The organism is Streptomyces sp. NPDC088747, assembly GCF_044751025.1.
Classification (GTDB): domain Bacteria; phylum Actinomycetota; class Actinomycetes; order Streptomycetales; family Streptomycetaceae; genus Streptomyces.
This window is the reverse complement of sequence record NZ_JBIVKZ010000004.1, coordinates 262,309-289,185: the sequence shown is the minus strand read 5'-3', so window position 1 is coordinate 289,185 and position 26,877 is coordinate 262,309. Positions and strand designations below refer to the sequence as shown.

The 26,877-nt window shown below is 71.6% G+C and carries 15 protein-coding genes (1 of these 15 only partly in view); 5 read left to right on the top strand and 10 right to left on the bottom strand.

Annotation, left to right across the window (positions count from 1 at the left end; genetic code table 11):
• Positions 1–28: 28 nt before the first annotated feature.
• Entirely contained in the window at positions 29–1,114 is a 1,086-nt protein-coding gene (locus tag ACIP79_RS12075) for an alkene reductase (RefSeq protein ID WP_401222318.1), read from the top strand.
• A gap of 402 nt (positions 1,115–1,516) precedes the next feature.
• Here the strand turns inward: ACIP79_RS12075 and ACIP79_RS12070 are convergent, their stop codons facing one another.
• Entirely contained in the window at positions 1,517–3,403 is a 1,887-nt protein-coding gene (locus ACIP79_RS12070) for an ABC transporter ATP-binding protein (protein ID WP_401222728.1), read from the bottom strand.
• 208 nt (positions 3,404–3,611) lie between these two features.
• Here ACIP79_RS12070 and ACIP79_RS12065 point away from each other — a divergent pair, with 208 nt between their 5' ends.
• From ACIP79_RS12065 to ACIP79_RS12055, 3 genes are all read left to right on the top strand, one after another.
• Positions 3,612–4,598: a YbhN family protein gene (locus ACIP79_RS12065; protein ID WP_401222316.1), complete on the top strand. Its 987-nt coding sequence runs from the start codon at positions 3,612–3,614 to the stop codon at positions 4,596–4,598.
• A 611-nt stretch (positions 4,599–5,209) separates the two neighbouring features.
• Positions 5,210–6,361 (top strand): mechanosensitive ion channel family protein, encoded by a 1,152-nt coding sequence (locus ACIP79_RS12060; protein WP_401222314.1) that lies wholly within the window; start codon positions 5,210–5,212, stop codon positions 6,359–6,361.
• Between the two features lie 117 nt (positions 6,362–6,478).
• Complete coding sequence (locus ACIP79_RS12055) at positions 6,479–8,698, top strand: NADP-dependent isocitrate dehydrogenase (RefSeq protein ID WP_401222312.1); 2,220 nt, start codon at positions 6,479–6,481, stop codon at positions 8,696–8,698.
• A 100-nt stretch (positions 8,699–8,798) separates the two neighbouring features.
• Here ACIP79_RS12055 and ACIP79_RS12050 read toward each other — a convergent pair whose 3' ends face one another.
• From ACIP79_RS12050 to ACIP79_RS12020, 7 genes are all read right to left on the bottom strand, one after another.
• Entirely contained in the window at positions 8,799–9,470 is a 672-nt protein-coding gene (locus ACIP79_RS12050) for a YitT family protein (protein WP_401222310.1), read from the bottom strand.
• A gap of 117 nt (positions 9,471–9,587) precedes the next feature.
• Positions 9,588–10,379 carry an ABC transporter permease subunit gene (locus tag ACIP79_RS12045; protein ID WP_383688319.1) on the bottom strand — a complete coding sequence of 264 codons (792 nt, stop codon included), beginning with the start codon at positions 10,377–10,379 and terminating at the stop codon, positions 9,588–9,590.
• Positions 10,369–11,277, bottom strand: coding sequence for an ABC transporter ATP-binding protein (locus ACIP79_RS12040; protein ID WP_401222308.1), 909 nt, complete (start codon positions 11,275–11,277; stop codon positions 10,369–10,371). Before ACIP79_RS12040 ends, ACIP79_RS12045 begins: the two co-directional genes overlap by 11 nt.
• Positions 11,274–11,759: a GbsR/MarR family transcriptional regulator gene (locus tag ACIP79_RS12035; protein WP_401222306.1), complete on the bottom strand. Its 486-nt coding sequence runs from the start codon at positions 11,757–11,759 to the stop codon at positions 11,274–11,276. The genes ACIP79_RS12040 and ACIP79_RS12035 overlap by 4 nt, the downstream gene beginning before the upstream one ends.
• Positions 11,760–11,869: 110 nt before the next feature.
• The gene (locus tag ACIP79_RS12030) at positions 11,870–12,655 is read right to left on the bottom strand and encodes a thioesterase II family protein (RefSeq protein ID WP_401222304.1); all 786 of its coding nucleotides are present in this window, start codon (positions 12,653–12,655) and stop codon (positions 11,870–11,872) included.
• Positions 12,656–12,680: 25 nt separating this feature from the next.
• Positions 12,681–13,166, bottom strand: coding sequence for a hypothetical protein (locus ACIP79_RS12025; protein ID WP_383688323.1), 486 nt, complete (start codon positions 13,164–13,166; stop codon positions 12,681–12,683).
• 42 nt (positions 13,167–13,208) lie between these two features.
• Positions 13,209–15,110, bottom strand: a complete 1,902-nt coding sequence (locus ACIP79_RS12020) for a non-ribosomal peptide synthetase (RefSeq protein ID WP_401222301.1) — start codon at positions 15,108–15,110, stop codon at positions 13,209–13,211.
• Between the two features lie 241 nt (positions 15,111–15,351).
• Here ACIP79_RS12020 and ACIP79_RS12015 point away from each other — a divergent pair, with 241 nt between their 5' ends.
• The gene (locus tag ACIP79_RS12015) at positions 15,352–16,107 is read left to right on the top strand and encodes a thioesterase II family protein (RefSeq protein ID WP_401222299.1); all 756 of its coding nucleotides are present in this window, start codon (positions 15,352–15,354) and stop codon (positions 16,105–16,107) included.
• A 51-nt stretch (positions 16,108–16,158) separates the two neighbouring features.
• Here ACIP79_RS12015 and ACIP79_RS12010 read toward each other — a convergent pair whose 3' ends face one another.
• A complete protein-coding gene (locus tag ACIP79_RS12010; RefSeq protein ID WP_401222297.1) occupies positions 16,159–17,235 on the bottom strand; it encodes a MupA/Atu3671 family FMN-dependent luciferase-like monooxygenase in 1,077 nt (358 codons plus the stop codon).
• Positions 17,236–17,238: 3 nt separating this feature from the next.
• Positions 17,239–26,877 carry the 3' portion of an SDR family NAD(P)-dependent oxidoreductase gene (locus tag ACIP79_RS12005; protein WP_401222295.1) on the bottom strand. It continues 5,010 nt past the right edge of the window, so only the last 9,639 of its 14,649 coding nucleotides appear in the window; its start codon lies beyond the right edge, outside the window — the gene reads right to left on this strand; it ends in the stop codon at positions 17,239–17,241.

Below are 26,877 nucleotides of genomic sequence, written 5' to 3'. Positions count from 1 at the left end.
TCCACCCCTCCGTACAAGGAAGTTGCCCATGACCACCCAGCCCCTGCTGCAGCCCGTCCGCCTCGGCGCGCTGGAACTCCCCAACAGCGTCGTCATGGCCCCCATGACCCGCGCCCGCGCTCAGAACACCGAGCTGGCCCCCACCGACCTGCACGCGACCTACTACGCGCAGCGCGCCAGCGCCGGACTGATCGTCACCGAGGGAACCTGGGTCAGCCCCGACGCGATCGGCTTCATCCACGTCCCCGGCATCTACACCGACACGCAGACCGCCGGCTGGACGAAGGTCACCGAGGCCGTCCACGGGGCGGGCGGGCTGATCGTCTCCCAGCTCGGCCACGTCGGGGCGGCCTCCCACCCCGACCACCTCGAAGGCCGTCTGCCCGCCGGACCCTCGGCCATCAACCCCGGCGAGAAGTCCTTCACCCCCTCCGGCCCGAAGGACACCCTCACGCCGCGCGCCTACACCGCCGCCGAGATCGCCGGCACCATCGCCGACTACCGCCGAGCGGCCGAGAACGCCCGCCGCGCCGGCTTCGACGGCGTGGAGATCCACGCCCAGGTGTCCCACTTGATCCCGCAATTCCTCAACCCCCGCCTCAACCAGCGCACCGACGCTTACGGAGGCAGCAGCGAGAAGCGTGCCCAGCTCCTGCTCGACATCCTCGACGCCGTCACCGACGTGTGGGGCAGTGACCGCGTCGGCGTGAAAATGTCCCCGGGCTGGACCAGCGGAACCGCGTTCACCGCGGACGAGGAGACACTCGCCGACTACGACCAGCTGCTCAAGAAGCTCAACGACAGCGACCTGGCCTACCTGCACCTCCTGGGCACCCCCGGCACCATCGAGGAGCGCATCGCCCTCTACTCCCGCTACCGCGCCCACTACCAGGGCAACATCGTCGCCAACCTCGGCTTCACCCAGGCCCTCGGCAACGAGATCCTCGACCACGGCATCGTCGACGCGGTCTCCTTCGGCGCCCCCTTCATCGCCAACCCCGACCTGGTCGAACGCTTCACGCAGGGCCACCCACTGGCCGACGACGACCAGGAGACCCACTACGCCGGTCACACCGAGGGTTACACCGACTACCCCGCCTTCACCGCCAACTGAGCAAGGAAGATCTCCGCGAGGTCCCCCTCGCAGGCGTAGGCGGCTGCCGGCCTATGGCCCTGTCCCGGTCCGCGACGAGCGCGACGTAGGCGCTGCACCCTGTACGCCGCTGTCGCGGACCGGGACCACGGAAGATCCTGTTCGTGCTCCACACGACGGACCCGAGGGCCCCACCTGGTACAGAGACCGCCAGGGCGTGCTGGCGTAGTTCGATTTCCTGCCCTTTGTCGAACTCACCCCCTCGTCTCCGTGCGGCAGTGTCACTGCCCGCTGCCCCTCTACCCGGAAGCAGCACATGAACCGCGCCACGGCAGTCCGCACCGCCTCCGCCGACGCCCGCCGAGGTACGGCGGGCGTCGGGCCGGTGCTACGCCCCCGTGTCCCCGAAGGCGGCGGTCCGCGTCACGCCGCGATCTCCGGTTCCTTCGGACGGGCGGCGTTCGCGAACTGCGTCCGGTACAGCTCCGCGTACCGTCCGTCCGCCGTCAGGAGTTCGTCGTGCGTGCCGCGCTCGACGATCCGTCCGGCCTCGACGACGAGGATCAGGTCGGCGGCTCGCACGGTGGAGAGCCGGTGTGCGATCACCACGGCGGTCCGGCCGGCCAGGGCCTCGGTCAGTGCCTCCTGGACGGCCGCTTCCGAGGTGTTGTCGAGGTGGGCGGTGGCCTCGTCGAGGATGACGACGCGCTGGCGGGCCAGGAGCAGCCGGGCGATGGTCATGCGCTGGCGTTCGCCGCCGGAGAGCCGGTAGCCGCGTTCGCCGACGACCGTGTCGAGCCCGTCGGGCAGGGAACGCACGAGGTCTTCGAGGCGGGCACGCCGCAGTACGTCCCACAGGTCGTCCTCGGTCGCGGACGGGCGGGCCAGCAGCAGGTTCGCCCGCACCGAGTCGTGGAACAGGTGCCCGTCCTGCGTGACCATGCCGAGGGTGTCGCGCATCGACTCCGCGCTCAGGTCGCGTACGTCGACGCCGCCGATGCGGACGACGCCCTCGTCCGTGTCGTACAGCCGGGGCAGCAGTTGCGCGATGGTCGACTTCCCGGCGCCGGACGAGCCGACGAGGGCGACGGTCTGGCCGGGTTCGGCGCGGAAGGAGACCCCGTGCAGGACTTCGGCGCCGCCTCGGGTGTCGAGGGAGGCGACCTCCTCCAGGGAGGCGAGGGAGACCTTATCGGCGGACGGGTAGCCGAAGCGGACGCCGTCGAACTCCACACCCGCGGGGCCCTCCGGTACCTTCCGCGCGTCCGGCTTCTCCTCGATGAGCGGCTTGAGGTCGAGCACCTCGAAGACGCGCTCGAAGCTCACGAGGGCGCTCATGACCTCGACGCGTGCCCCCGCGAGTGAGGTGAGCGGCGCGTAGAGGCGGGTCAGCAGCAGTGCCAGGGAGACGACGGCACCCGGCTCCAGACTGCCGCGCAGCGCGTACCAGCCGCCGAGGCCGTAGACCAGCGCGAGGGCCAGCGCCGAGACGAGGGTCAGGGCCGTGATGAAGGCGGACTGCGCCATCGCCGTACGCACGCCGATGTCCCGCACCCGCCGGGCGCGCTCCGCGAATTCGGCGGACTCGTCCGCGGGGCGCCCGAAGAGCTTGATGAGGGTCGCGCCGGGGGCGGAGAACCGTTCGGTCATCCGGGTGCCCATCGAGGCGTTGAGGTCCGCGGCCTCCCGTGTGAGGCGGGCCATCCGGGTGCCCATCCGCCGGGCCGGCACCACGAACACGGGCAGCAGCGCGAGGGCGAGCAGCGTGATCTGCCAGGACAGGGTGAGCATCACGACGAGGGTGAGGACCAGGGTCACGACGTTGCTGACGACGCCCGACAGGGTGTTGCTGAAGGCGCGTTGGGCTCCGATGACGTCGTTGTTGAGGCGGCTGACGAGGGCGCCGGTGCGGGTGCGGGTGAAGAACGCGACCGGCATGCGCTGCACATGGTCGAAGACCGCCGTCCGCAGATCGAGGATCAGTCCCTCGCCGAGCGTCGAGGAGAGCCAGCGGCCGAGGAGCCCAAGCGCCGCCTCGGCGAACGCGAGGGCCGCGATCAGCACGGCGAGGTTGATGACGGTGCTCTCGTCGCCGCCGGACACGATCACGTCCACGACGCGGCCCGCGAGCACCGGCGTCGCGACGGCGAGCAGCGCGGTCGCGACGCTGAGCACGACGAACTGGCCGATGCGGCGGCGGTGCGGCCGGGCGAAGGCGGCGATACGGCGCAGGGTCGCCCGGTCGAAGGGGCGGCGTTCGGGCTGCGCGTTCATGACGCTGTGCAGCTGTGTCCAGGCTGTGGTCTCCATGCTCATGCGGAAGACGTTAGAACCTCGACCAATGTTGAGGTCAACCGTTCGGCACGGCTTTGCTCACCTTGCTCGCCGCATCCGTCACTTCCGTCGCCTCACTCCTTCCATATGACACGCCCCATCTCCCGCACCTTGCCCAGCACGTCAGCCGCCGTCTCCGCGCCCGCAACCCCACGTTGGTGCGCGGTGGAAAAGGTGTCCCGATGTGACAGCCGTACGACTCCCCCAGGAGTTCCCCAGTCGCACCGCCTTCCGGTCGGCTCTCCGCTCGTCCGTCCGGCCGGTCCTCTGCCTGCTTCCGCTCGCTCTGGTGATCGTGGTCGCCGTGCGGCACTGGTCCGTGCTCACCGAGGGCTTCCACCACCTGGCCACCGCCCAGTGGCCCTGGCTCGTGGCCGCGGCCGCCGCGACCTGCGGGACCTGGGTCGCGGCCGCCGTGACCCGCCAGGGCGCGGTGATGGAACGGCTGCCGCTGCGCCGGCTCCTCGCCACGCAGGTCGCGGCGGGCGCCGCCAACCATCTCTTTCCCACGGGCCTGGGCGCGAGCGCGGTCAACCTGCGGTTCATGACGGTGTGCGGGGTGCCGCTCGCCCGCTCGTCCGCCGCGCTCGCGCTGTACCTGTGCGCCGAGTCGATAGCCCGGGTGAGCCTGCTGGCCGGCCTGCTGATCGCCTTCCCCGGCGCGCTGCGGCTCGGTGGTCTCCTGCCGGACGGGGCGGTCGGGCCCCTGCTGCTCGGCGGCGCCGTGGTGCTCTGCGTCGCGGCGGCGGCTCTCCTGCTGATACGGCGGGTGCGTACGGCCGTCTTCGGCTTCCTGCGTACCGCGCTCGGCGAGGCCCGCTCGGTGCACACCCGGCCGGTCCGCGCGCTGGCCCTGTGGGGCGGTTCGCTCGCCTTCCCCGCGCTCCAGGCAGCCGGACTGGTCGCGGTGGGAATGGCGTTGGGGCTGCCGGTGCCGGCCGCGTACATGGTGGTCGCCTATCTCGCGGCGACGGTCGCGGTCGCCCTGGTGCCGACTCCGGGCGGCATCGGCTCGGTGGAGGCCGCGCTGATCATCGCGCTGGTCGCGGCGGGCGGTCCGGTGGCCGTGGCGACGGCGGTCGTGCTGGCGTACCGGATCATCACGGTGTGGGCGCCGCTGCTGCCGGGGGCGTTGACGCTGGGGGCGCTGGTCCGGCTGAAGGTGATCTGAGCCTGTGCGGGTCGGCCGCGAGGGGTGGGGGCTGACCAGGTCGGCCACCGAGGGGCGGGGCTCGACCCGGCCAGCCGCCGAGGGGCGGGGTCTGATCCGGCTGGCCACCGAGGGGCGGGGGTGTCCCGGCCAGCAACCGAGAGGCAGGGGTGTCCCGGCCGGCCGTCGAAAGACAGGATCCGTCCCAGCCAACCGCCGAGAGGCAGGATCTGCCCCGGCCAACCGCCGAAAGACAGGATCCGTCCCAGCCAACCGCCGAGAGGCAGGATCTGCCCCGGCCAACCGCCGAAAGACAGGATCCGTCCCAGCCAACCGCCGAAGGGCCGACATCCGTCTCGGCCAACCGCCGAAACGCAGAGGGTGTCCCGGTCGGCCGCCGAAACGCAGGATCCGTCCCAGCCAACCGCCGTTGGTCAGGATCCGTCCTGGACCGGCAACGCCCTTACCAGGTCACGGACATGGGCGTCGATGCGGCAGGATGAGTGGTCGCCCCGGATGACGGACGTCGGTCCGGGGATGATCGTGCGTTCCCCGGATTCGAGCAGGTGGCAAGTGACGACACTTCACAGCGGGCCCGTGGGCCTTTCCTTCGGTCACCAGGGAGGCGGCCGATGAACCGAACCGTCACCCTGGACGACTGGATGCTCGCCGCGACAGCCGTGGTCGCGGGCATCCTGGCCGCGTTCCTCTCCCGCATGCTGCTGCGCTGGCTCGGCAAGCACGCGCTGCGCACCAACTGGAGCGGCGACGACCTGGTCGTCGCCGCGCTGCGGACCCTCGTCCCCTGGGGGGCGACAGCGGGCGGGATCGCGTCGGCGGCCGCGGTCCTTCCGCTGACCCCGTCGGTCGGGCACAACGTCAACCGGACCCTGACGGTGCTCCTCATCCTGGTCGCCACGGTCGCCGCGGCCCGGTTCGTCGCCGGTCTGGTCAGGTCGCTGGCCCAGTCCAGGTCGGGCGTCGCCGGGTCCGCCACCATCTTCGTCAACATCACCAGGGTCGTGGTGCTGGCGATGGGCTTCCTCGTGATGCTCCAGACGCTGGGCATCTCGATAGCGCCGCTGCTCACCGCCCTGGGCGTGGGAGGCCTGGCGGTCGCGCTGGCCCTCCAGGACACCCTCGCCAACCTCTTCGCGGGCGTGCACATCCTCGCCTCGAAGACGATCCAGCCCGGCGACTACATCCGCCTCAGCAGCGGCGAGGAGGGCTACGTCGTCGACATCAACTGGCGCAACACCACGGTCCGCCAGCTCTCCAACAACCTGGTCATCATCCCCAACGCCCAGCTCGCGGGCACCAACATGACCAACTTCAACCGCCCCGAGCAGCAGATGACGCTCCTGGTCCAGGTGGGCGTCGGCTACGACAGCGACCTCGACCACGTCGAGCGCGTGACCACCGACATCGTCGCCGAGGTGATGACGGAGATCACCGGCGCCGTTCCCGACCACGAGCCCGCCGTCCGCTTCCACACCTTCGGCGACTCCCGCATCAGCTTCACGGTGATCCTCGGCGTCGGGGAGTTCAGCGACCAGTACCGGATCAAGCACGAGTTCATCAAGCGCCTGCACAAGCGGTACCGGGAGGAAGGGATCAGGATCCCGGCGCCCACCCGGACCGTCGCGCTGCAGCAGGGCGGTACGGCCCTCTCCGAGGAGGCCATCCAGGCAGCCGTCTTCCCGGAGATCACCGTCTCCGGCATCCCGCAGCAGCGGGAGGAGAGCAACCCGGCGGCGCAGCCTCCGCACGCCTCCCGGGGCTGAGCCGGGCGAACCTGCCCGCCCGGCGGTGGCCGGTGAACGCGGGCCCCTGTCGAGAGGGGCCCGCTCACGAGATATCTTGATGTCGAGCAATGTTGCAGACGTGGAGCGGAGCACCCGGTGACTGACTCGACCATCATCTACACGCACACTGACGAGGCCCCGGCCCTGGCGACGTATTCGTTCCTGCCGGTGGTCCAGGCGTACGCCTCGCAGGCGGGTGTCACTGTGGAGACCCGTGACATCTCGCTGGCCGGGCGCATCATCGCCCTCTTCCCCGAGTTCCTGGACGAGGACCGGCGCATCCCGGACGCGCTCGCGGAGCTCGGTGAGCTGGCGAAGACGCCCGGGGCGAACATCATCAAGCTGCCGAACGTCTCGGCCTCGGTCCCCCAGCTCAAGGCCGCGATCGTCGAGCTGCAGGGGCAGGGCTACGCGCTTCCGGACTACCCGGAGGACCCGAAGTCGGACGAGGAGCGCGACATCCGCGCCCGGTACGACAAGGTCAAGGGCAGCGCCGTGAACCCGGTGCTGCGTGAGGGCAACTCCGACCGCCGGGCGCCCGCGTCGGTCAAGAACTACGCGAAGACCCACCCGCACCGCATGGGCAAGTGGACGCCGGACTCGAAGACGAACGTCGCCACCATGGGCGTGGACGACTTCCGCTCCACCGAGAAGTCCGTCGTGATCTCCGCGCCGGGCTCGCTCCGTATCGAGCTGACCGGTGACGACGGCTCCACCACCGTGCTGCGCGAGTCGGTACCCGTGCTGGCGGACGAGGTGGTGGACGCGTCCGTGCTGCACGTCGCGCCGCTGCGGGAGTTCCTCACCGCGCAGATCGCCCGTGCCAAGGCCGAGGGCGTGCTGTTCTCGGTGCACCTCAAGGCCACGATGATGAAGGTCTCGGACCCGATCATCTTCGGCCATGTCGTGCGCGCCTTCTTCCCGAAGACCTTCACCAAGTACGGCGAGACGTTCGCCGCCGCCGGTCTGACCCCGAACGACGGTCTCGGCGGCATCTTCAAGGGCGTGGAGTCGCTGCCCGAGGCCGCCGAGATCAAGGCGTCCTTCGACGCCGAGCTCGCCGACGGCCCGGCGCTGGCGATGGTCGACTCCGACAAGGGCATCTCCAACCTGCACGTGCCCTCCGACGTGATCGTCGACGCGTCGATGCCGGCGATGATCCGCACCTCCGGTCACATGTGGGGCCCCGACGGCCAGGAGAAGGACACCCTCGCGGTGCTGCCGGACAGCAGCTACTCGGGCGTCTACCAGGTCGTCCTCGACGACTGCCGCGCCAACGGCGCCTTCGACCCGGCGACCATGGGCACGGTCCCGAACGTCGGCCTGATGGCGCAGAAGGCCGAGGAGTACGGCAGCCACGACAAGACCTTCGAGATCGCGACCACCGGCACGGTCCGCCTCGTCGACGAGGCCGGGAACGTCGTCCTGGAGCAGGCCGTATCCGCCGGCGACATCTTCCGCGCCTGTCAGACCAAGGACGCGCCGATCAGGGACTGGGTGAAGCTGGCCGTCACCCGCGCCCGCGCCACCGGCGACCCCACGGTGTTCTGGCTGGACGAGACCCGCGCGCACGACGCCGTGCTCATCGAGAAGGTCGAGCGCTACCTTCCGGAGCACGACACCGAGGGCCTGGACATCCGCGTCATGTCCCCGGTCGAGGCGACGAAGCTCTCCGTGGAGCGCATCCGGCGCGGCGAGAACACGATCTCCGTCACCGGCAACGTACTGCGTGACTACCTCACCGACCTCTTCCCGATCCTGGAGCTGGGCACCAGCGCCAAGATGCTCTCGATCGTCCCGCTGATGGCGGGCGGCGGCCTCTTCGAGACGGGCGCCGGCGGCTCCGCGCCGAAGCACGTGCAGCAGCTGGTCCGGGAGAACTACCTGCGCTGGGACAGCCTCGGCGAGTTCCTCGCGCTGGCGTCCAGCTTCGAGCACCTCGCGACGACCACGGGCAACGCGCGCGCCCAGGTCCTCGCCGACACCCTCGACCGCGCGACGGCGACGTTCCTGAACGAGGACAAGTCGCCGACCCGTCGCGTCGGCGGCATCGACAACCGCGGCAGCCACTTCTTCCTGTCCCTCTACTGGGCGCAGGAGCTGGCCCGGCAGACCGACGACGCCGACCTCGCCAAGGTCTTCGGCCCGGTCGCCGAGACGCTCACCGCGCAGGAGCGGACGATCGTCGACGAGCTGAACGCGGTGCAGGGCTCCCCCGCCGAGATCGGCGGCTACTACCAGCCCGACCCGGCGAAGGCCGCCAAGATCATGCGACCGTCGGCCACCTGGAACGACACGCTGGCGACCCTCGCCTGACGTACGTCCGCGGACCCTGGTCCGCGACTCGCACCGCCCCGGCCGGATTTTCCGGCCGGGGCGGTCGCGTGAGGCGGGTTGCGCGGAGGCGCCGCCGGTGTCAGGCGGCGGTTCTGGCGACGCTCAGGCTGGGCATGCCCGCGTTGCGCAGCCGCAGCACGCTCCCGTTCAGCCTCATCAGGGGCTGTACGAGGAGGTCCACCACGACCAGGAAACAGACGGTGCCGATGCCCACCGGGCCGCCCAGCAGGTATCCGCCGACCAGGAGCAGCAGTTCGGTGCTGAACTTGGCGGCCCAGAACGGCCAGCGCCAGTGCTCGGTCATGCTGATCGCCACGAGGTCCATGGCCCGGATGCCGATGCCGCTGATGATGATCAGCGAGGAGCCGTACGCGCACAGCAGGCTGCCGAGCACCATCAGGACAGGGTCGGGAAGGGGCAGTCCGGCGAGGTCCCAGGCCCGCATGAGGTCGATCATGCTGCCGCAGAAGAGGAAGGTGACGAACGGCGAGAGCACCGGGCGGCGGCGGTTCCAGGCCGCCCAGACGGCGATGCACAGGGCGGCGAACAGCGCCTGGGCGATCCCGATGGTCAGCGGCAGGTGTTCGAGCAGGCCGAGGGCGAAGACGTCGAGCGGGTCGGTGCCCAGATCCGCTCTGATGAAGCACGCGGCACCGTAGGAGAAGAACACGCATCCGGCCAGGTAGGCCGCGACCCGGGCTCTCTCGAAGCCGCGTAACTGTTTCATCCCGGGTATCACCGGCTTTGCCATGTACGTGCCTCCACGAGGTCGGGCAACTGGCACAGGACAGTGCTGAACCACCTGCCGGGGCGGTGAGCGCCCCGGCAGGGTCGGGCAGGCGGTCGCGTGGTGAGGTCGGGCCGTGAGTCAGGCGTTGATGTCGCGACGGGCGAAGGCCCGCATTCCCACGGCCAGTGCCACCGCCGTGGCGGCGAGCAGGATGATCACGCCGAGGACGTCGAAGCCCTCGCGCAGCGGATGGGTGCCCTGCGCCCAGTAGAAGGGGGTGATCCGCTGGAGGAAGTGCGCGCCGTCGATCTGTGAGGCGATCGCGTTGAGCACGTAGGTGCCCACCGCGACCGCACTGGTGGCGCCGAGGGTGACCGGCCGGTTCCCGGTGAAGGCGCCGATGGAGAGGGCCAGCGCGCCGAAGAACAGGGCGAGCAGGCCGAGTTGGACGGCGCCGGCGATGATGTTCCCGGCCGGTACGTCCATGTCCTGGGAGGACGCCAGGGCCATCACCTCCAGACCGATCAGCACGGTCAGGGCGAGGACCGCGACGAACAGGGCGCCGAAGCGCTCAAGTCCCAGGCGCCCGCGGGTGATCGGGTAGGCGAGGTAGAGGTCGAGGACCCCGGACTGCTCCTGGGCCGCCACAGCCCTCGTACCGGTGGAGATGGCGAAGATGAGGAGCAGCAGGGGTCCGAGCAGGCCGAAGACCGTGCCCTCCAGGAAGCCGGCGCCGCTGGAGAGGTCGTCGAAGTTCATGGCGCCGGACATGCCGGAGGGGAGTGAGTCCAGCGAGTCGGCCTGGTTCTTCACCTGGGAGTAGGACGAGGTGTAGATGGCGGTCACCAGCGCGACGCCGAGTCCCCAGAGCAGCAGCCCGCGCCGCTGGTCGCGAACCGCCTTGCCGAACACGGGGAGTTCAGTGGACAACGGGGGCGCCTTCCTTGACGTACTCGTCCATGAAGAGGGATTCGAGGTCCGGCTTGTGGCAGAACAGTGCCTCGACGCGGTAGCGGGCGGCCTGTTTGACCAGGGCGTCGACGCTGCCGTCGACGGTGCAGTGCAGCGTGTGGCCGTCGGCCCGGACGGCACCGACGTGTTCGAGACCGGCGAAGTCCTCGGTGCTGAAGTCTTCGGCGAAGCGGATCTCGACCTGGCTGACGGCCTGTTGCTGGAGCGCGGCGACGGTGCTGATGGTGACCAGCCGGCCGTCCTTGATGATGGCGACCCGCTCGGCGACCTCCTGCACCTCGCTGAGGATGTGGGAGGACATGAAGACCGTCTGTCCGTGGTCCTTTGCCTCGGTGACGAGGTTGAGGAAGACCTGCTGCATCAGGGGGTCCAGGCCGCTGGTGGGTTCGTCGAGCACCAGGAGCGCGGGCCGGTGCATGAACGCCTGGACGATGCCGACCTTCTGCTTGTTGCCCTTGGAGAGGTTCTTCACCTTGCGGGAGCGGTCGAGTTCCAGCCGGTCGGCGAGTTCGGTCACCCAGGCCTGGTCCACGCTGCCCTGGAGCCGGGCGAAGAAGGCGAGCAGCTCTCCGACGTTCTCGGAGCCGTCCAGGACGAGTTCGCCGGGCAGGTACCCGAGCTGGGCCCGCAACTCCGCTCCCTGGGCCACCGGGTCGAGCCCGAGGACCCGGATGGTGCCGGACGTGGGGCGGATGAGGTCCAGGATCATTTTCATGGTCGTCGTCTTCCCGGCCCCGTTGGGACCGAGGAATCCGAAGATCTCCCCGCGCTGCACGGTGAGGTCGAGATCCGCGACGCCTCGGCCGCCGGGGTACCGCTTGCTGAGACCGGACGTCTCGATGGCGGCTAAGGTCACTTCTTTCCTCCGTTGAGAAGCCGTTGCTCCCGGTGACGGGCCAGCAGCGGCGGGAGTTCGCGTTGCATCCAGCGGTACAGGTCCGCGACGTTCTCCAGGCGCTCCCGGCGGGCCGGGGTGTCCTGTGCGAGGAGTTCGCTGCCCTTCTCCAGCACCTTGAGGATGTTGGAGACGGCGGCGAGTCGCTCGAACACCGAGTCGACCCAGCCGCTGTCGTTGATCCGGTAGAACGTGCGCCGGTCGCCCGGGGCCGAGATCTTCTCCACCAGCCCCGCCTGGATCAACTGCCGGGTCGACGTGGAGATCGACGCCTTGCTCGCCTGCAGTGTCTCCGCCAGCTGACCCGCCGTCTGCTCCGGTGGATCACAGATCAGCAGCCAACCGATGACGCGACCGGAGATCCTCGGAAGACCGGCGTCCTGTTCGAAGTACAGGGCCACGTCCTCGGCGAAACGCACCGCCTCGTCGTGTGTGATAGCCATGATGTTCAGCGTATTCCGAACGTACTGTATCTGCAATACAAGCGGAACCGGAGTCACCCGTATCGGTGACCGGCACGCACGAGCCGACACCGACGGCTCGGGTGGGACGGCTAGGGCACCACCGTGCGGGCCAGGTCCTGGGTCAACCGGTCGAGGAGGGCGTCGCGGTGCTCCTGGAGGAAGAAGTGACCGCCGTTGTAGGTGTGCTGGGCGAACCCGCCCATGCCGTGGTGCCGCCAGCCCCGCATCTCCTCGTCGCTGGCCTCCGGGTCCTCGCTGCCGCAGAGCGCGGTGATCGGGCAGCGCAACGGCCGCTCGGCGCGGTAGCGGTAGGTCTCCAGCATGGTGATGTCGCCGCGCAGCACCGGCAGATAGAGGGCCCGCATCTCCGGATCCCGGCGGATCTGGGCCGGCACCGCGCGGAAGCGGCGGTCCAGGGCGTCCAGGAACTCCTCGTCGGAGAGCAGATGGGACATCCGGCCGGGCTGGGGGATCTCCGGTGTGGTCCGCGCCGAGACCGTCAGGTGGGAGGCCTCCAGCCGGTGCGTACGCCGGAGTTCCCTCGCCACCTCGTAGGCGATGAGCGCACCCAGGCTGTGGCCGAACAGGGCGAACGGGCGGTCGAGCGCCGGTGCCAGCGCCCCCGCTGCCTCCCTGGCCAGGGCCAGCAGGTCGGTCCGCGGCTCCTCCCGCAGCCGCACCTCACGCCCCGGCAGCCGCAGCAGCCATACGTCGATCCAGTCGGGCAGTCCGGCCACCCAGCCGTGGAACACGGTGGTGCCTCCCCCGGCGTACGGCACGCAGAGCAGCCGCAGCGCGGCGTCGTCCCGGGGCTCCGGGCGGAGCACCCATCTGGGGTCGACCGCCTGACGGGCGGCCGAAACCGGTGTCTGCATCGGTGAGTTCCCCCTTCGGTACGGGTCAGGCGAGGTCGGCGCTGGTCTTCTCGTAGCGGTGCCAGAGGGCGGGCATCTCGGCGGCGAGGTAGCGGAAGAGCTTCTCCATGTTCCGCAGCCTGGCCAGCCGTGCCGCGTCGGCGCCTTCGGCTTCGAGTGCCTTGAGGCCGTCCGCCATCGTCTGGTGGAAGTTCGGCCAGCTCAGGAAGGTGTGCTGGATGACGCGTGGCCAGGTGGCGTCCTGCAGAGTGAGGTAGTAGTCGCCGTCCTCGGCGTCCTCGCGGATGAAGAACCCGGCGGGGACCAGTTGGTCGGACATCTTGTCCACCGCGTCCCGGGAGATGCCCAGCCTGGCGCTGATCTCCGACGCGCGCTGGCGCGCCGGGTCGGAGATCAGCAGGTAGCCGATCACCTCTCCGCGGTCGGCGGCCATGCCGTCCTTCTCGTAGTAGCGGCCGATCCGGGTGACGATCTCCCGTTCGGCCTGCGGTATGGCGGAGGTTGCGGTCATCGGGCGTGCCCTTCTCTAGCGATGGGTGGAGCCGGGGTTCCGTCAGTTCTGGGGCGCGGTGGCGCCGATCGAGCGCAGATGCGCGGCGTGGCGTGCGGGGGTCGAGTGGTCCAGGAAGGCCGCGAGGCCGGTGGGGGCTCCCCAGCCCTCACGGATCCGTCCGACGATCTCCATGGCGGCCAGGGACTGGCCGCCGAGTTCGCTGAACTCGTCGTGGGCTCCGATGCCGGGCCGGCCGAGGACCTCTTCCCAGACCCGGGTCACCGCTGCCAGCAGCGCGTCGCCCTGTTCGGCGGCGGCCCGCTCGGCCTGTGCCTGTCCGGGGTGCGCCTGCTCGGGATGCGCCGGCTCGGGCCGGCTCCGCTCCTCGGGGAAGGGGAGCGAGGAGCGGTCCGCCTTGCCGTTCGGGAGCAGCGGGATGCCCGACAGGAAGAAGAAGTGGGTGGGTATGGAGTGCGCGGGGACCGTCCGGGCCAGGTGCTCGCGGCACTGGGCGGGGGTCAGCAGACGGCCGGCCTCCGGTACGACGTAGCCGACGAGGACACCTTCCCCGACCCGGGGATGACGGGCCACGACGACCGCCTCGCGGATGTCGGCGTGCTGTTCCAGCGCGGTCTCCAGCTCGCCCGTCTCCACCCGGACGCCCCGGATCTTCACCTGGCCGTCCAGGCGGCCGAAGAACTCGATGCCGCCGTCGGGCAGGACGGCCGCGAGGTCTCCGGTGCGGTACATGGTCGCGCCCGGCGCCTTGGCGAAGGGATCGGGCAGGAACCGCTCGCCGGTCAACTCGGGGCGCTGCCAGTAGCCCTGGCCCACACCCACGCCGCCGATGTAGAGCTCGCCGCGCTCACCGTCGCGCACCGTGCGCCCCTGCTCGTCGAGGACGTACGCGGTGTGGCCGGGCAGCGTACGGCCCCAGGGGATCGCGTCCCGCTCGGCGTCCTCCTTGCGTACCGCGAACACCGTGCTGCAACAGGAGACCTCGGTCATTCCCGCCACGTTGTGCGCACGGACGGCAGGGCCCAGTTCGGCAAGGGTGGCCACCATGGCGGGCGGGAAGCGGTCGCCGGCCAGCACCACGGTGCGCAGCGTGGCGGGCAGTCCGTCGCCGCGCCGCCGGGCGGTGTCGGTGACCGGGCGCAGCAGCGCCGGCGCCGAGGACCAGACCGTGACCGACTCGGCGGCCAGCAGGTCCAGGAGCGCACCCGGGTCGGTGCGGTCGGCCACGCTCGGGATCACCACGGTGCCACCGACCGCGAAGGTCGCGAAGATCTCGATCACCGAGAGGTCGAAGTTGAGGGAGGACACCTGGAGGACGCGGTCGGTGTGGTCCAGGCCGAGCGCCTCGGCCAGGGTCCGCATCGTGTGCGCCACACCGCCGTGCCGGTTCATGGCGCCCTTGGGGCGGCCGGTCGAGCCCGAGGTGTAGATGAGGTACGGCAGTTGGGTGGGGGTGACCTCCGGGAGCGGGACGGTCTCGTCCGGGTCGGTGACCGTCCGGTCGATCGCCGCCGGGTCGGTCACGGGCCGGTCCGTTCGCAGGCCCTCCAGTCCCGCGAGCGCGGGCACCCAGGCCGCGGCCTCGTCCACCAGGACGGTCCTGGCGCCGCTGTCGGTGAGGATGAACCGGATCCGCTCCTCGGGATACGCGGGGTCGACGGCGACGTAGGCCGCCCCCGCCCGCATGACGGCGAGCACCGCGACGACCATCTCGGCGGCGGGTGCCATGGACACTCCGACCAGTTCGCCGGCGCCCACCCCCCGCCGCAACAGCAGGCGGGCCAGGGAGGCACTCCGTGCGTCGAGTTCACGGTAGGTCAGCTCGCGGCCGGCGTGCCGGACCGCGATGGCCTCCGGGCGCTGCTCGGCCTGGGCCAGCGCCAGGCCGTGCAGGGTCCACCCGGAGTGCCGGTCCACGTCGACGTCAGTCCTGGCATCGCGCATGAGTCGACTCCTCCTACGGCAATGGGAATTCACTGATGGGATTTCCGTGGGCCCTGACAGCGGTCGATACTAGCGATCCGAACACGGCCCGCACAATGGTCTCGAAACAAATTTCACGCGGACCGACCGGTAACCGCCGGCAGTCCTTCCGAAGCCCTGTCGACGCTCTTCCGATATCCGTCCCGGGATTCTTCCCGAGGCTTGACCGACTCGGGCCCGCACTGCTCTATCATCTCGGCACATGACCGAGATTCAGCTGGATTCCGACCGCTGGTTTCTCCGCGCCGGGCGCAGGCACAACCCCCGGCTCACCATCCTGGCGGTGCCCTGGGCCGGCAGCGGAACCGCCGCGTACCACGGCATCGCCGACCTGCTGCCGCCGGACGTGGAGCTGTGGATGCTCCGCCTGCCGGGCCGCGAGGTCCGCCGCTCGGAGCCGCTCGCCACCTCGATGAGCGAGCTTACGATACCTGCCGCCGCCGCCTGCGCCGAGGCCCTGAACAGCGACTTCGCCCTTTTCGGGCACAGTTCGGGGGCGCTCGTCGCGTTCGACCTCGCCCGTCGGCTGCGCCGCGACCACGGGCGGCTGCCCGCACTGCTCGCCGTCTCCGCGCAGCCCGCGCCACACCTTCCGCCGCGCTACGACCCGATCCACGAGCTGCCCGCCGACAGCTTCCTCGACGCCCTCGACGCCCGCTGCCACAGCGTCCCGCAGGCACTGCGCGCGGACGCCGAAATGAAGGAGGTATATGTTCCGGCCATGCGGGCGGACGTGGCCGTCGAGGAAACCTACGAATACATTCCTGAACCGCCACTCGAATGCCCGCTGTCGACCTTCGGCGGGAAATCGGACACGGAATGCAGAATTTCCGATCTGGAGGCATGGCAAGTTCACACGTCGGGGAAATTCACCCTCAACGCGCTGTCCGGAGACCATTTCTTCTTCCAGACCTCCCGGGAATCGGTGGTGAAACTCCTCGTCGAGCAGGCCGGCTGACACGGACCCGGTGCCCCGCCCGGGTGGCGGGGCACCGTGGCGCCGGGGCGCTCACTGGTCGTAGTAGCCGGCCAGTGTGCGGGGCTTGGGCCGGTCCGCACCGACGGACGGTGGCAGGCAGGACCGGCGCAGCGCGTCGAGCCTGGGCAGGCCGGCCATCACCTCGTCGAAGGGCAGCCCGAAGTCGACCAGGCAGGCGATCTCGTCGACGCCGATCCCCGACAGCCGTTCGACCACCTCGGCGCACTTCGCCGGGGTTCCCAGCAGTGAGCGACGGTCGTAGAAGTCCCTGGCCACGAGACCGGCGAGCTGCTCCTGCTCGGCGTCCGACATGTCGGTGGAGGCGTCGTCGCTGCGCTTCTGGGTGAGGAACGTGGAGAGATAGCGCCGCACCGGATCGCGTACCAGCGCCCACACCCGCTCCTCGTCCTCGCCGACGTAGGTGTGCATGCCGACGGTGACCACACCCGCGGCGGGGTCGAGCCCGGCGTCCGAGCGTGCCTTGCGGTAGGCGGCGATGTTGTCCGCCAGCCGTTCCCAGCTGTCCAGCAGCGTCAGCACGCCCAGGTCGCGGCGGCCGGCCTCCAGCCAGGTCTGCGGGTTGGAGGTGTGCACCATCCAGAGCGGCAGTTCCGGCTGGTGCGGGCGGGGATAGGTGCGGACCGACAGGGTGCTGTCCTCGGGTCCCTCGAAGGACGCCGGTTCACCGCGCCACAGGGCACGCAGGGTGTCGATGGTGGAGAGGGTGTACTCCCGCCGGTCGGTGAAGTGCTCGGGCTGGAACACGAAGTCGCCGCTGTGCCAGCCGGTGGCCAGGCACAGGCCCACCCGCCCGCCGGACAACTGGTCGACCAGGGACCACTCCTCGACGATGCGCACGGGGTGGTGGTGCGGCACGACGACGCTGCCCGCGCGCAGCTGGATCCGCTCGGTGACCGCCGCGATGGCGGCGGCCAGTACCGACGGGTTGGGGAAGCTCCCGCCGAACTCCTGGAAGTGGCGTTCGGGGACCCAGATCGCCCGGAACCCGCGCGAGTCGATGAAGCGGGCCACGTCGAGGATGAACCGGTACCGCTCGCGCGGTGTCCGCCGGTCGTCCGCGGCGAAGAAGTAGACACTGAAATCCATCGCTCACTCCTCGTCCAGCGAGGGCCGCAGCAGGCCCGCGATCCGCTGGAGGTTCTCCTCCAGCACGATGGTGAAGTGGTCGGCGTCCATGGCGTGGACGGTCAGGCACCTGGCGGGCACGAGCCCGGCGAGCCCGTTGCTGGAGTCCCCGTCCGTGCGCGGGATGGCCGGCATGCCGAAGGGGTTGCCCGGGGCGGAGAAACCCCGCTCGGCGTGGAAGACGGTGACGTCCACGGCGACGGGCAGCGGCACCGCCTCATAGCCGTCGAGCAGTTTGCCGTTGAGCTGGAGCACGTCCCACTTGCTGCGCATCAGCTTCAGCACGTGGTCGTGGGCCAGGGTGGCCGGCGAGTTCCCGACGACGTGCCGGGCCATGGCGTCGAACTGCTCGTCGAGGGTCAGGCCCCGCAGCATGTCCACGCCGATCTGCTCGTCGACCCGCCACAGTTGGCACGCCGAGTTGCCGATGAGCATGAGGGCCAGGTTCTCGCCCTCGCTCTCCTCGATACCGCTCGCGTCGACGCCGTCCCACGCGCCGGTGCCGGGCATCAGCGGGTCGACCAGGTACAGGTGGGAGACCTCCTCCCCCGCGGCCAGCAGCTGTTGCGTCATCTCGTAGGCGACCACGCCGCCGAAGGAACAGCCGCCGATCCGGTACGGGCCGTGCGGCTTGCGCCGGCGAAGCGCGGCCAGGTAGGCGGCGCTCATCTGCTGGATGTCGTCGAACGACCTGAACGTCAGCTCGTAGTCGACCTGTTCCATGGCGAACACCGGGTAGTCGGGCCCCAGATGGCGGGAGAGGTAGACGCAGTAGCTGACATCGCCGAAGAGGTGGTGGGTCCAGAAGGTGGCGGGACGCTCGCCGCCGCCGTTGACGGACACCAGATGGGCGCCTTCGTCCTCGTCGGCGTTCTCGAACCCGTCCGCGGTGTCCGCTTCCGGCTCGGGAACCGGCGTCGGCTCCGGCAGCGCGTCCAGCTCCGGCTCCGGCTCCGGCTCTGGCTCCGACTCCGACTCCGACTCCGGAACGTCCGCGTCCGCGTCGCGGAGTCGGACGGAAGCCATCGGGTCGCCCAACAGGCTTATGCCTGGAGGAAGTTCGCGGACAACCGGTGGCGGGACGACCAGGCGATGCCACGCGGCCGGTTCGGCGTCGGCGACTGCGAGGATCACCGTACGGGCCGCGCCTGTCAGCGGTTTGGGCGTGTAGTCCGCCGCGGCCCGGCCGAGGGCGCCGCGCCAGGCACCTGCCGCCGCCAGCCAGGGGGCCAACTTCTCCTCGGGCATGGGTGGTTCGGCCTGTGCGCTCAGCAGGCGCGCGGCGCCGGCCGCCACCGTGGGTACGTCGGAACCGGTCGGCAGCAGCACCTCGTCCAGCCGCTCGCGGGCTCCCCATGCCTCGCCGAGGTCGATCGCGGCGGCCCGGACCTCGTCGGCCCCGTCGCCGCCCGCGGGCCGTCCTGGCACGGCGGGGGCGACCAGGGTCAACCGCTCGACCTCATGCCCCTGTTCGGCGAGAAGCCGGGCCGCCTCGACGGCCACCAGGGCGCCGGTCGAGTATCCCGCCAGCCGGAAAGGTCCGGTCGGCCGTTCCCGCAGGATCGCCGTGGCGCAGTCCTGGCCGAGTCCGGCCATCGTGGCGGTGGCGGCGGGCGGCCGCGTCCCGAAGCCCGGCGCCTGGACGCCCAGGACCGCTCCTCCTCCCGTCAGACCGTCGAGGAGACTGACCAGCCAGCTGAGTTCACCGGTGTCGCCGTAGAGGGCGAAGACGGGCGGGCTCTCGTGGTCAGCGGGCGGGGCCAGTTCGAAGACCTTCGCTTCGAGCGGCACCGGGGGTCGCTCGTCCCGTGCGGGCTCCCTCTGGGCCTCGGGCCCACCGGTCGCGGGCCCGTCCGCCGTGGGTACGTCCGCCGCATGTCCGTCCGTCGCGTGTCCGTCCGCCGCGAGGTGGGCGGCCAGCTCGCGGATCGTGGAGTACTCGAAGATGGCGGCCATCGGGACGTCCTCGCCGAACCGGGCCTGGACGCGCTGCATGATGCGCAGCGCGGCGATGGAGTCGATGCCGTACGAGGCGAAGTCCCGGTCGAGGTCGAGACTGCCGGCGGTCATGCCGACGCCCTCCGCGATGATGGCGCCGAGTTCCTCCACGGCTCCGGCCGACGGTTGCGGCGAGGCGGTGGCGGCGAGCGGGGGCGGGGTGGGGGCAGAGGGCCGGGTCGGGGTGGGGGCGGGGGGCTCGGGCCGAGCGGGATTCGGAGTCGGGACGGGAGCGGGGGCGCCCGCGGGAGCCGGGGCGGGAGGCTCAACCCGGGCGGGAGCGGGGGTCGGAGCCACACCCCGGGCGGGAGCCGGAGCCGGCGCCTCGACCCGAACCGAGGCGGGGGCCGGAGCTTCCACCCGCGCGGGGGCAGGAGTCGGAACCTCAAGCCGGTCCGGAGCCGGGGCCGGAGCCTCCACCCCCGCGGGGGCAGGAGTCGGAACCTCAAGCCGGTCCGGAGCCGGGGCCTCCACCCGCGCGGGGGCAGGAGTCGGAGCCTCAAGCCGGTCCGGAGCCGGGGTCGAAGCCTCCACCCGAACCGAAGCAGGGGCCGGCGCCTCACCCCGGACCGGAGCCTGGCGGGCAGTCGTCGTGGGAGTGGTGGGTCGGCCGGCTCGCGGTTTCGGTTGCGGCGGGTTCTCGAGGACCGGCTCGACGGCGGGGAGCAGCGCCGCGGGGGCCGGGGACGCCGTCGTGACCGCGGTCTCGGGAAGCCAGTAGCTCTCCCGGGCGAACGGATAGGTCGGCAGATGCAGCCGGACCGGTCGGCGTCCGCCACCTCGCAGTGCCGACCAGTCCATCGTCGCTCCACGTACCCAGAGGGAGCCGATGCGGCGCAGACCCTCCTCTGCTCCGGAGGCGAGCAGCCGTGCGGGATCCGGACCGACGAGTGCCGCGATGTCGGACCCGCCGTCGGCCCGGCCCAGTGCGACGGTGCCGTCGGAGGGGACGGTTCCCTCGACCACGGCGCGCAGTGCGGCGGTCAGTTCCTCGCCACTGGACGCCACCAGGGCGAGACGGCAGGGGAGTTCGGGCCGTCCCGTCTGCAGGGTCCAGGCGAGATCGGCCAGATCGGCATCCGCGTCGGCGCCCCGGAACAGGGCACGCTCGACATGCGCCAGCAGGTCGGCGGCGTACTCGGTCAGCCGCTCCTCGTGAACGGCGCTCAGCACGACGAGTCGTGGCCCGGGAGCGACAGGACCCGCCGGACGGCCGCGGTACTCCTCAAGCACCACATGGGCGTTGGCACCGCCGAAACCGAACGAACTGACACCGGCCCGGCGCGGCTCCTCCCGGCCGTTCACGGTGAGGCTGTCCCAGGGGCGGGCGGTGTCCACCAGGTGGAAGGGGCTCCGCTCCAGTTCGAGCAGCGGGTTGGGGCGGTCCAGGTGCAGCAGCGGCGGCAGCATGCGGTGCCGCATGGCGAGGACGGTCTTCATGACGCCGGCGACGCCCGCCGCGGTCTCCAGGTGACCGACGTTGGTCTTCACCGTGCCGAGTGCGCAGCCACGTCCAGAGCCGTTCCACCCGCTGTGCCGGAACGCCCGGGTGAGGCCCTGCAGTTCGATGGGGTCGCCGAGCACCGTGCCGGTGCCGTGCGCCTCGACGTAGCCGATCGTGTCCGCCCCGACCCCGGCGCGCTTGAGCGCGGCGCTGATCACGGCTGCCTGGGCCGTCGGGGAGGGAGCGGTCAGGGAGGTGGCCCGGCCGCCGTGGTTGACGGCGCTGCCCAGGATCACCGCGTGGATCGCGTCGCCGTCCGCCTCCGCGCGGCTGAGCGGCTTGAGGAACAGCGTGCCGACGCCCTCGCCCCGGGCGTAACCGTCCGCCCGGTGGTCGAAGCTCTTGCAGCGTCCGTCGGCGGCGAGCATCCCCGAACTGCCGAAGGCCTGGAAGCCGTTGGTGTTCAGGATGAGGTTCACGCCGCCCGCCAGGGCCGCCGAGCAGTCGCCGTCCTGGATCGCCCGGACGGCGCGGTGCACTGCCACCAGGCTGCTGGAGCAGGCGGTGTCCACCGGCTCGCTCGGGCCGTGCAGGTCGAGCAGGAAGGAGAGGCGGTTGGCCAGCATGCTGTGCTCGTTGCCTGTCGCCATCTGCCCGTCCACCGGAACGCCGCGTGTCAGCAGGAGCTGCGAGTACTCCGACGACGCGACGCCGACGAACACCCCCGTGTCGCTGCCGGCGAGGCCGAGCGGATCGTGGCCTGCGTCCTCCACGGCACGCCAGGCCGACTGGAGGAAGAGCCGGTGCTGGGGGTCCATGAGCCGGGCTTCACGAGGCGAGATCCGGAAGAACTCGGCGTCGAAGTGGTCGATGTCGCTCAGGAACCCGCCTGTTCCCTCGGGAGCCGCCTCGTCCGGCCGGCCCGCGGGGACGGTGCCGACCAGGTCGCGGCCCGCGATCAGGTTGGCCCAGAAGGCTTCCAGGTCCGGGCTGCCGGGGAACGCTCCGGCCATGCCCACGATGGCGACCGGCTCGGGGCCGGTGCGGGGGGCGGCCACGGCGGGCGTCCGCGTGACGGACGTCGGAGCGAACTCGGACGTCCGCTCGGCGATCGCCGGGGCGGGCTCGTAGACCGGGGTCGCCACCGGGGAGACAGAAGCGGGCACGGAGACCGGAGTCGGCGCCGCGGGCTCCGGAGCCGCCTGGGCAGGCGAGGTCGTGGCGATGAGGTCCACCAGCCCGGCGAGATCCGGAGCGGCGTACAGCGCGGTAGGGCTGACCGGCACACCCAGGTCGGTCTCCAGACGGGCGGCCAGGGCCAGCACGCTCACGGAGTCGAAGCCGTAGTCGCTGAGATGGTCGGCGAAATCCACGTCGCGGGCGGAGACCCCGAGCACCTCGCCGATCCCGGAGACGACCGCGGCACGCACGCGGTCCGCCGTGGTCGTCGAAGCCGGGACGGGCTCGGGCACGGGCACGGACGCATGGGTGGTCGGCTCAACGGGCGTCGGGACGGACGCGAGCGGCCCGGCGGGGGCGGCCATGGGACCGGCGGGCTCGGCCGCCGAGTCCGTACCCGCGACTGCCGGGACGGTTTCCGCAAGGGAGGTGGGAGCCGGTGTGTCGGACATCCAGTAACGCTCCTCGGCAAAGGGGTAGTGCGGCAGCGGGACGACCCGGCGTTCCTGGTCGCGGTCCTGCTCGGTCCAGTCCACGGGGGCTCCTGAGATCCAGGCCGCGGCGAGCGCAGCCTGATCGTCGACGGCCGCCGGATCGTCGGTGGTGAGGGCGGCCGGGTGCGGTGTGCGCGAGGCCCGGCCGGTCAGTACTCCGTACTCGGTGCCCCGGCCGTCCAGGTGGGCGGTCAGCGCGGCCACCGCTCCGGCCGTGTCCTTGGCGACGAAGGCCAGTCGGTACGCGAGCGCGGCACGGCCGAGTTGCAGGGTCCGGGCCACGTCGGGCAGCGGCAGGGCGGCGCCCGCCGCCGCGAGGCGGTCACGCAACCGACGTACGGCGAGCCGCAGTTGCTCCTCCCGGTGGGCCGAGACCACGACGACCTGCGGCCGGTCCGGGCCATGCTCTTCCCGGGGCGGGGCCGGCGGGGCCTCCTCGACGACGACGTGCGCGTTGGCACCGCCGGCGCCGAAGGCGCTCACGGCCGCGCGCCGGAGACCGCCGGCGGCCCGTACCCACGGGGTGTCCGTGCGGACCGGGCGGAGACCGGAGTTCTCGATGTCTGGGTGCAGTGGGTCGCAGTCGAGCGTGGGCGCCAGCCGCCCGTGCCTGAGCTGCAACAGCACCTTCGTGAGCTGTGCCATGCCCGAGGCCGCCTCCAGGTGGCCGATGGCGGGTTTCACGGAGCCGACGTACAGGCCGCCGTCCGGGCCGTACAGGTCGCCGAGCGCCAGGACCTCCAGCGGGTCGGCCAGCGGGGAGCCGGCGGACGCCGCCTCCACGTACTGGATGTCCCCTGGAACCAGACCGGCCCGGTCGAGCACGGCGCTGGTCAGGCGGTGCTGCGCGGTGCGGTCCGGTGTCGCGTAGGCGCCGGTGGATCCGTTGGCGTTGATGCCTGAGGCGAGGAGTACGCCGTGCACCCGGTCTCCGTCACGGAGCGCGGCGTCGAGCGGCTTCAGGACCACCACGCCGACGCCCTCGCCGGTGACGATTCCGTCGGCGGTCGCGCTGAAGGCACGGCCGTGGCCGTCGGAGGACAGCATGGTCGCCGCGGACAGGGCCAGATGATGGGAAGGGTGGAGCACCAGGCTGACGCCGCCGGCCACCGCCGCCGCGCACTCTCCGGCGCGCAGTGACTCACAGGCCAGGTGGAGCGCGGTCAGCGAGGAGGAGCAGACGGTGTCCACCGCGAGACTGGGACCGCCGAAGCGGTACACGTGCGAGACCCGGTTCGCCACCGACCAGGCCCCGGAGGGCGGGGCTTCGCGGCGGCCAAGTCCCCAGCGCTCCAAGGAGAGTTGCTGGTACGGGGATCCGCTGACGCCGGCGAACACGCCCACGCCCGCCGCACCGGCCCGCGCGCCGAGAACCTCCGCGGAGCTGCCGGAGTCCTCCAGCGCCTCCCAGACGCACTGGAGGAACAGCCTTTCCTGCGGGTCCATCCGTTCCGCCTCACGGGGCGAGATCCGGAAGAGACGTGGGTCGAACAGATCCACGCCGTCCAGGAAGCCGCCCCAGCGGTGCGGGGCCCTGCCGGGAGCGTCGTGGTGCTGCGAGAGCGTCCAACGGTCCTTGGGAACCTCGCTGATGGAGCGCCGGCCGGTACGGAGGTTCTCCCAGAAGGCGTCCAGGCTGTCGGCTCCGGGGTACCGGCCTGCCAGCCCGATGACGGCGATGGGCTGAGGCGGGCGGCTGTTCCGCGGCGACACCGGCTGTACGTCGGAGCGCGCGCCCGGCGCGGGTGTCACATCCCAGGGGACGACGGCCGGTTCAGGTTTCTCGACAGCCGGTTCGACGTTCCCACCGGTCTCGACGGCCGGTTCAGCCATGTCGACGGCCGGTTCACCGGTCCCGGCGGCCGGTGCCGCGGCCCGCTGGTCGACGCCGGTGGCGTCCGGCGCCGCGCTCGTGCCGTCGTCGCCGAACTTTCCCGCCGCGGCGAGCACTTCGGCGACGGAGCCGATGGTGCCGCCGAGGAAGGGCAACGGGCCGATGTCCGCGCCCAGTTCGCGCTCGACGCGGTCGGCGACCTCCATGGTGATCAGCGAGTCGGCGCCGTAGACCTCCAGGGGCGCGGCCGACTCCAGCTCCCCAGCCGGGATGCGCAGGACGTCGGCGAACGCCCCGGTCAGCCAGGCGACCGCCCGGCTGAGCGCGTCGGCCGACGGCGCGGCGACGGTCACCTCGTCCTGTACCCGCGGCGGCACCGGCGGGGACGGCACGGGGACGGTCACCGGTGCCGCGGACACGGTCGCCGATGTCGCGGCCTCGCCCGGCACCTCCGTCCAGCCGTCGTGCTCGGCGATCAGGATGTGCTGCCCCGACTCGGCGTCGGGAGCTCCGGGCACGCCCTGGACGCGGACGTCCCGGAAACCGGACGCGGCCAGTACCGCCCGCCAGGCGTCGGGTCGTAGCAACGGCGCGTGCGGCAGCCGCAGTTCGCCGTCCCGGTACGCCCACCAGCCGTCCGTCAGGCCGAAGACGACGTTCACCGAGTCGAGTACCCGGGTGGCTTCGTTGAGGACCAGGACGCCGCCAGGACGCAGCAGCCGGCGGCAGTTGGCGAGGGTCTGCCGCAGGTCGGGGGTGGCGTGCAGGACGTTCGCGGCGAGCACCACGTCCCAGCCGCCCGCCGGGAACCCCTGCGCCTGCGGATCGGTGGACACGTCCAGCACCCGGAAACGTACGAACGGGTGCTCGGCACCCAGGCGTTGCTCAGCCCGCCGCACCAGACCGGTGGCCAGGTCGGTGAAGTCGTAGCTCAGCCGTGAGGCGTACGGCGCGAGGGCAGCGAGGGCCGGGCGGCTGGTTCCGCCGGTTCCGGCGCCGATCTCCAGTACGGAGGCCTCGGCTCGCGGATCGTCGTCGAGCACGCGCGCGACCGCCGCCCGTACGGCACCGGCGCAGACGTCGTTGAAGAAGGCCGACCGCGGGTCGTCGTGGTACAGCGGGGCGACCCGCCGGTCGGAGCCGCCCGGGAACAGGAGTTCAAGTCCCGCTCTGCGGCCCGCGAGCACGTCGGGCAGCGCCGCGGCACAGTCGGCGATGAGTTCCAGCGCGCCGGTGCTGTGCGGGTGGGTCACGGCCAGGTCGGCGCTGAGCGCGGGGGCGTCGTGGTGCAGTGCGGTCACCGTGCCGTCGGCCGTGAGGTGGCCGCCGTGCACCAGTGCCGCGTACGCGGCGGCGAACAGGCGTCGCCGGCCGGGCACCACCGACAGACGCTCGGCGAGCCGGTCCGGATCGGTCCGCTCCCCCGGGCGCAGACCCGCGGGACCGCGCAGCGCGTCCATGATCTGCTGCCTGGCCAGGCGCTCCACCCCGTCGAAGTAGTCACGGCCGGGAAGCGTCTCCGACCCGGCGCCCGCCCCCGCGCCCGCGCCTTCGGCGGCTGCGTCTGCCAGGGCGGGCCTGCCGGAGGGCTCCTGAAGCCGCCGGGCAGGCCCGCCCGGCGGTGCGGTGAGCCGGATGGGCGCGATCTGGGTGACCGGCGCGGCGAGCACCCGGCGGAAGGCGTCGAGCCCTTGCTCGTCGCTGAGCGGCTCCACTCCCGAGGTACTGATCCGGGCCCGGTACTCGTCCGTGGCCACCGAGCCGCTCTCGCCCCAGAAGCCCCAGTTGAAGAGCCGCACCGGACGGCGCAGTCGGGCGCTCAGGTAGCGCCCGAAGGCGTCCTGGAAGGTGGACCCGGCGGCGTAGTTGGCCTGGCCGGGGTTGGCGGTGTGCGAGATCGCGGAGGAGAACAGCGCCACGAAGTCCAGGTCCTGATCGGCCAGTACCCGTTCCAGCACCACCGTGCCGCGCGCCTTGGGATCGAGGGCGGCTCGGAAGGTGGGCTCGTCCATCCGCTCCAGCGTGCGGTCGGCGAGGACGAAGGCTGAGTGCACGACGCCGTCGATCGACCCGAAGCGTTCGCGGACCCTCCGGACGACACGGTCCATCGCCTCGGGGTCGGTCACGTCCGCCGACTCGTACAGCACTTCGGCGCCCGCCTCGCGCAGTCCGTCGAGGTATCCGGCGGGCAGCTCGTCGCCGGGCCGCCTGCCGACGAGCGCCAGCCGGGCTCCGTACCGCGTCGCGAGATGGCGGGCGATCACCGAGCCGAGGCCGCCCGCTCCGCCCAGCACGAGATAGCGACCGCCACGGCGCAGTGGCAGCGACTCCTCGTCGGTGGGGGGCAGTTGCGCCTCGGCGAGTCCGCACTCCAGGAGCACGCCGCCCCGCCGCGCGCGTTCTGCGACCGTCTTCTCGTCGGCGGCTGCCGTGACCGCGTCCAAAAGGGCGTCCGTGCCGACGCCTTCGGCGAGTTCGGCCGAGTCGAGGTCGAGCAGACCGGTCTTGAGGAAGGGCAACTCCCGGGCGAGCGACCGGGTCAGGCCGATCAGCGAGGCCGCGAAGGGGTTCTCGGCGGGCACGGCCGGGTCCAACTGCTGGACGCCGGCGGTGAGGACGGTGAGCCGGGCGCCGCGCGGACGTGCGGCGGCGAA

Excerpts from the sequence above, each read along its gene's own strand:
- ACIP79_RS12015 (WP_401222299.1), top strand. The coding sequence starts at position 15,352 with ATGACCGAGATTCAGCTGGATTCCGACCGCTGGTTTCTCCGCGCCGGG.
- ACIP79_RS12075 (WP_401222318.1), top strand. The coding sequence starts at position 29 with ATGACCACCCAGCCCCTGCTGCAGCCCGTCCGCCTCGGCGCGCTGGAA.
- ACIP79_RS12020 (WP_401222301.1), bottom strand. The coding sequence starts at position 15,110 with ATGCGCGATGCCAGGACTGACGTCGACGTGGACCGGCACTCCGGGTGG.
- ACIP79_RS12070 (WP_401222728.1), bottom strand. The coding sequence starts at position 3,403 with ATGGAGACCACAGCCTGGACACAGCTGCACAGCGTCATGAACGCGCAG.
- ACIP79_RS12060 (WP_401222314.1), top strand. The coding sequence starts at position 5,210 with ATGAACCGAACCGTCACCCTGGACGACTGGATGCTCGCCGCGACAGCC.
- ACIP79_RS12050 (WP_401222310.1), bottom strand. The coding sequence starts at position 9,470 with ATGGCAAAGCCGGTGATACCCGGGATGAAACAGTTACGCGGCTTCGAG.
- ACIP79_RS12035 (WP_401222306.1), bottom strand. The coding sequence starts at position 11,759 with ATGGCTATCACACACGACGAGGCGGTGCGTTTCGCCGAGGACGTGGCC.
- ACIP79_RS12025 (WP_383688323.1), bottom strand. The coding sequence starts at position 13,166 with ATGACCGCAACCTCCGCCATACCGCAGGCCGAACGGGAGATCGTCACC.
- ACIP79_RS12030 (WP_401222304.1), bottom strand. The coding sequence starts at position 12,655 with ATGCAGACACCGGTTTCGGCCGCCCGTCAGGCGGTCGACCCCAGATGG.
- ACIP79_RS12010 (WP_401222297.1), bottom strand. The coding sequence starts at position 17,235 with ATGGATTTCAGTGTCTACTTCTTCGCCGCGGACGACCGGCGGACACCG.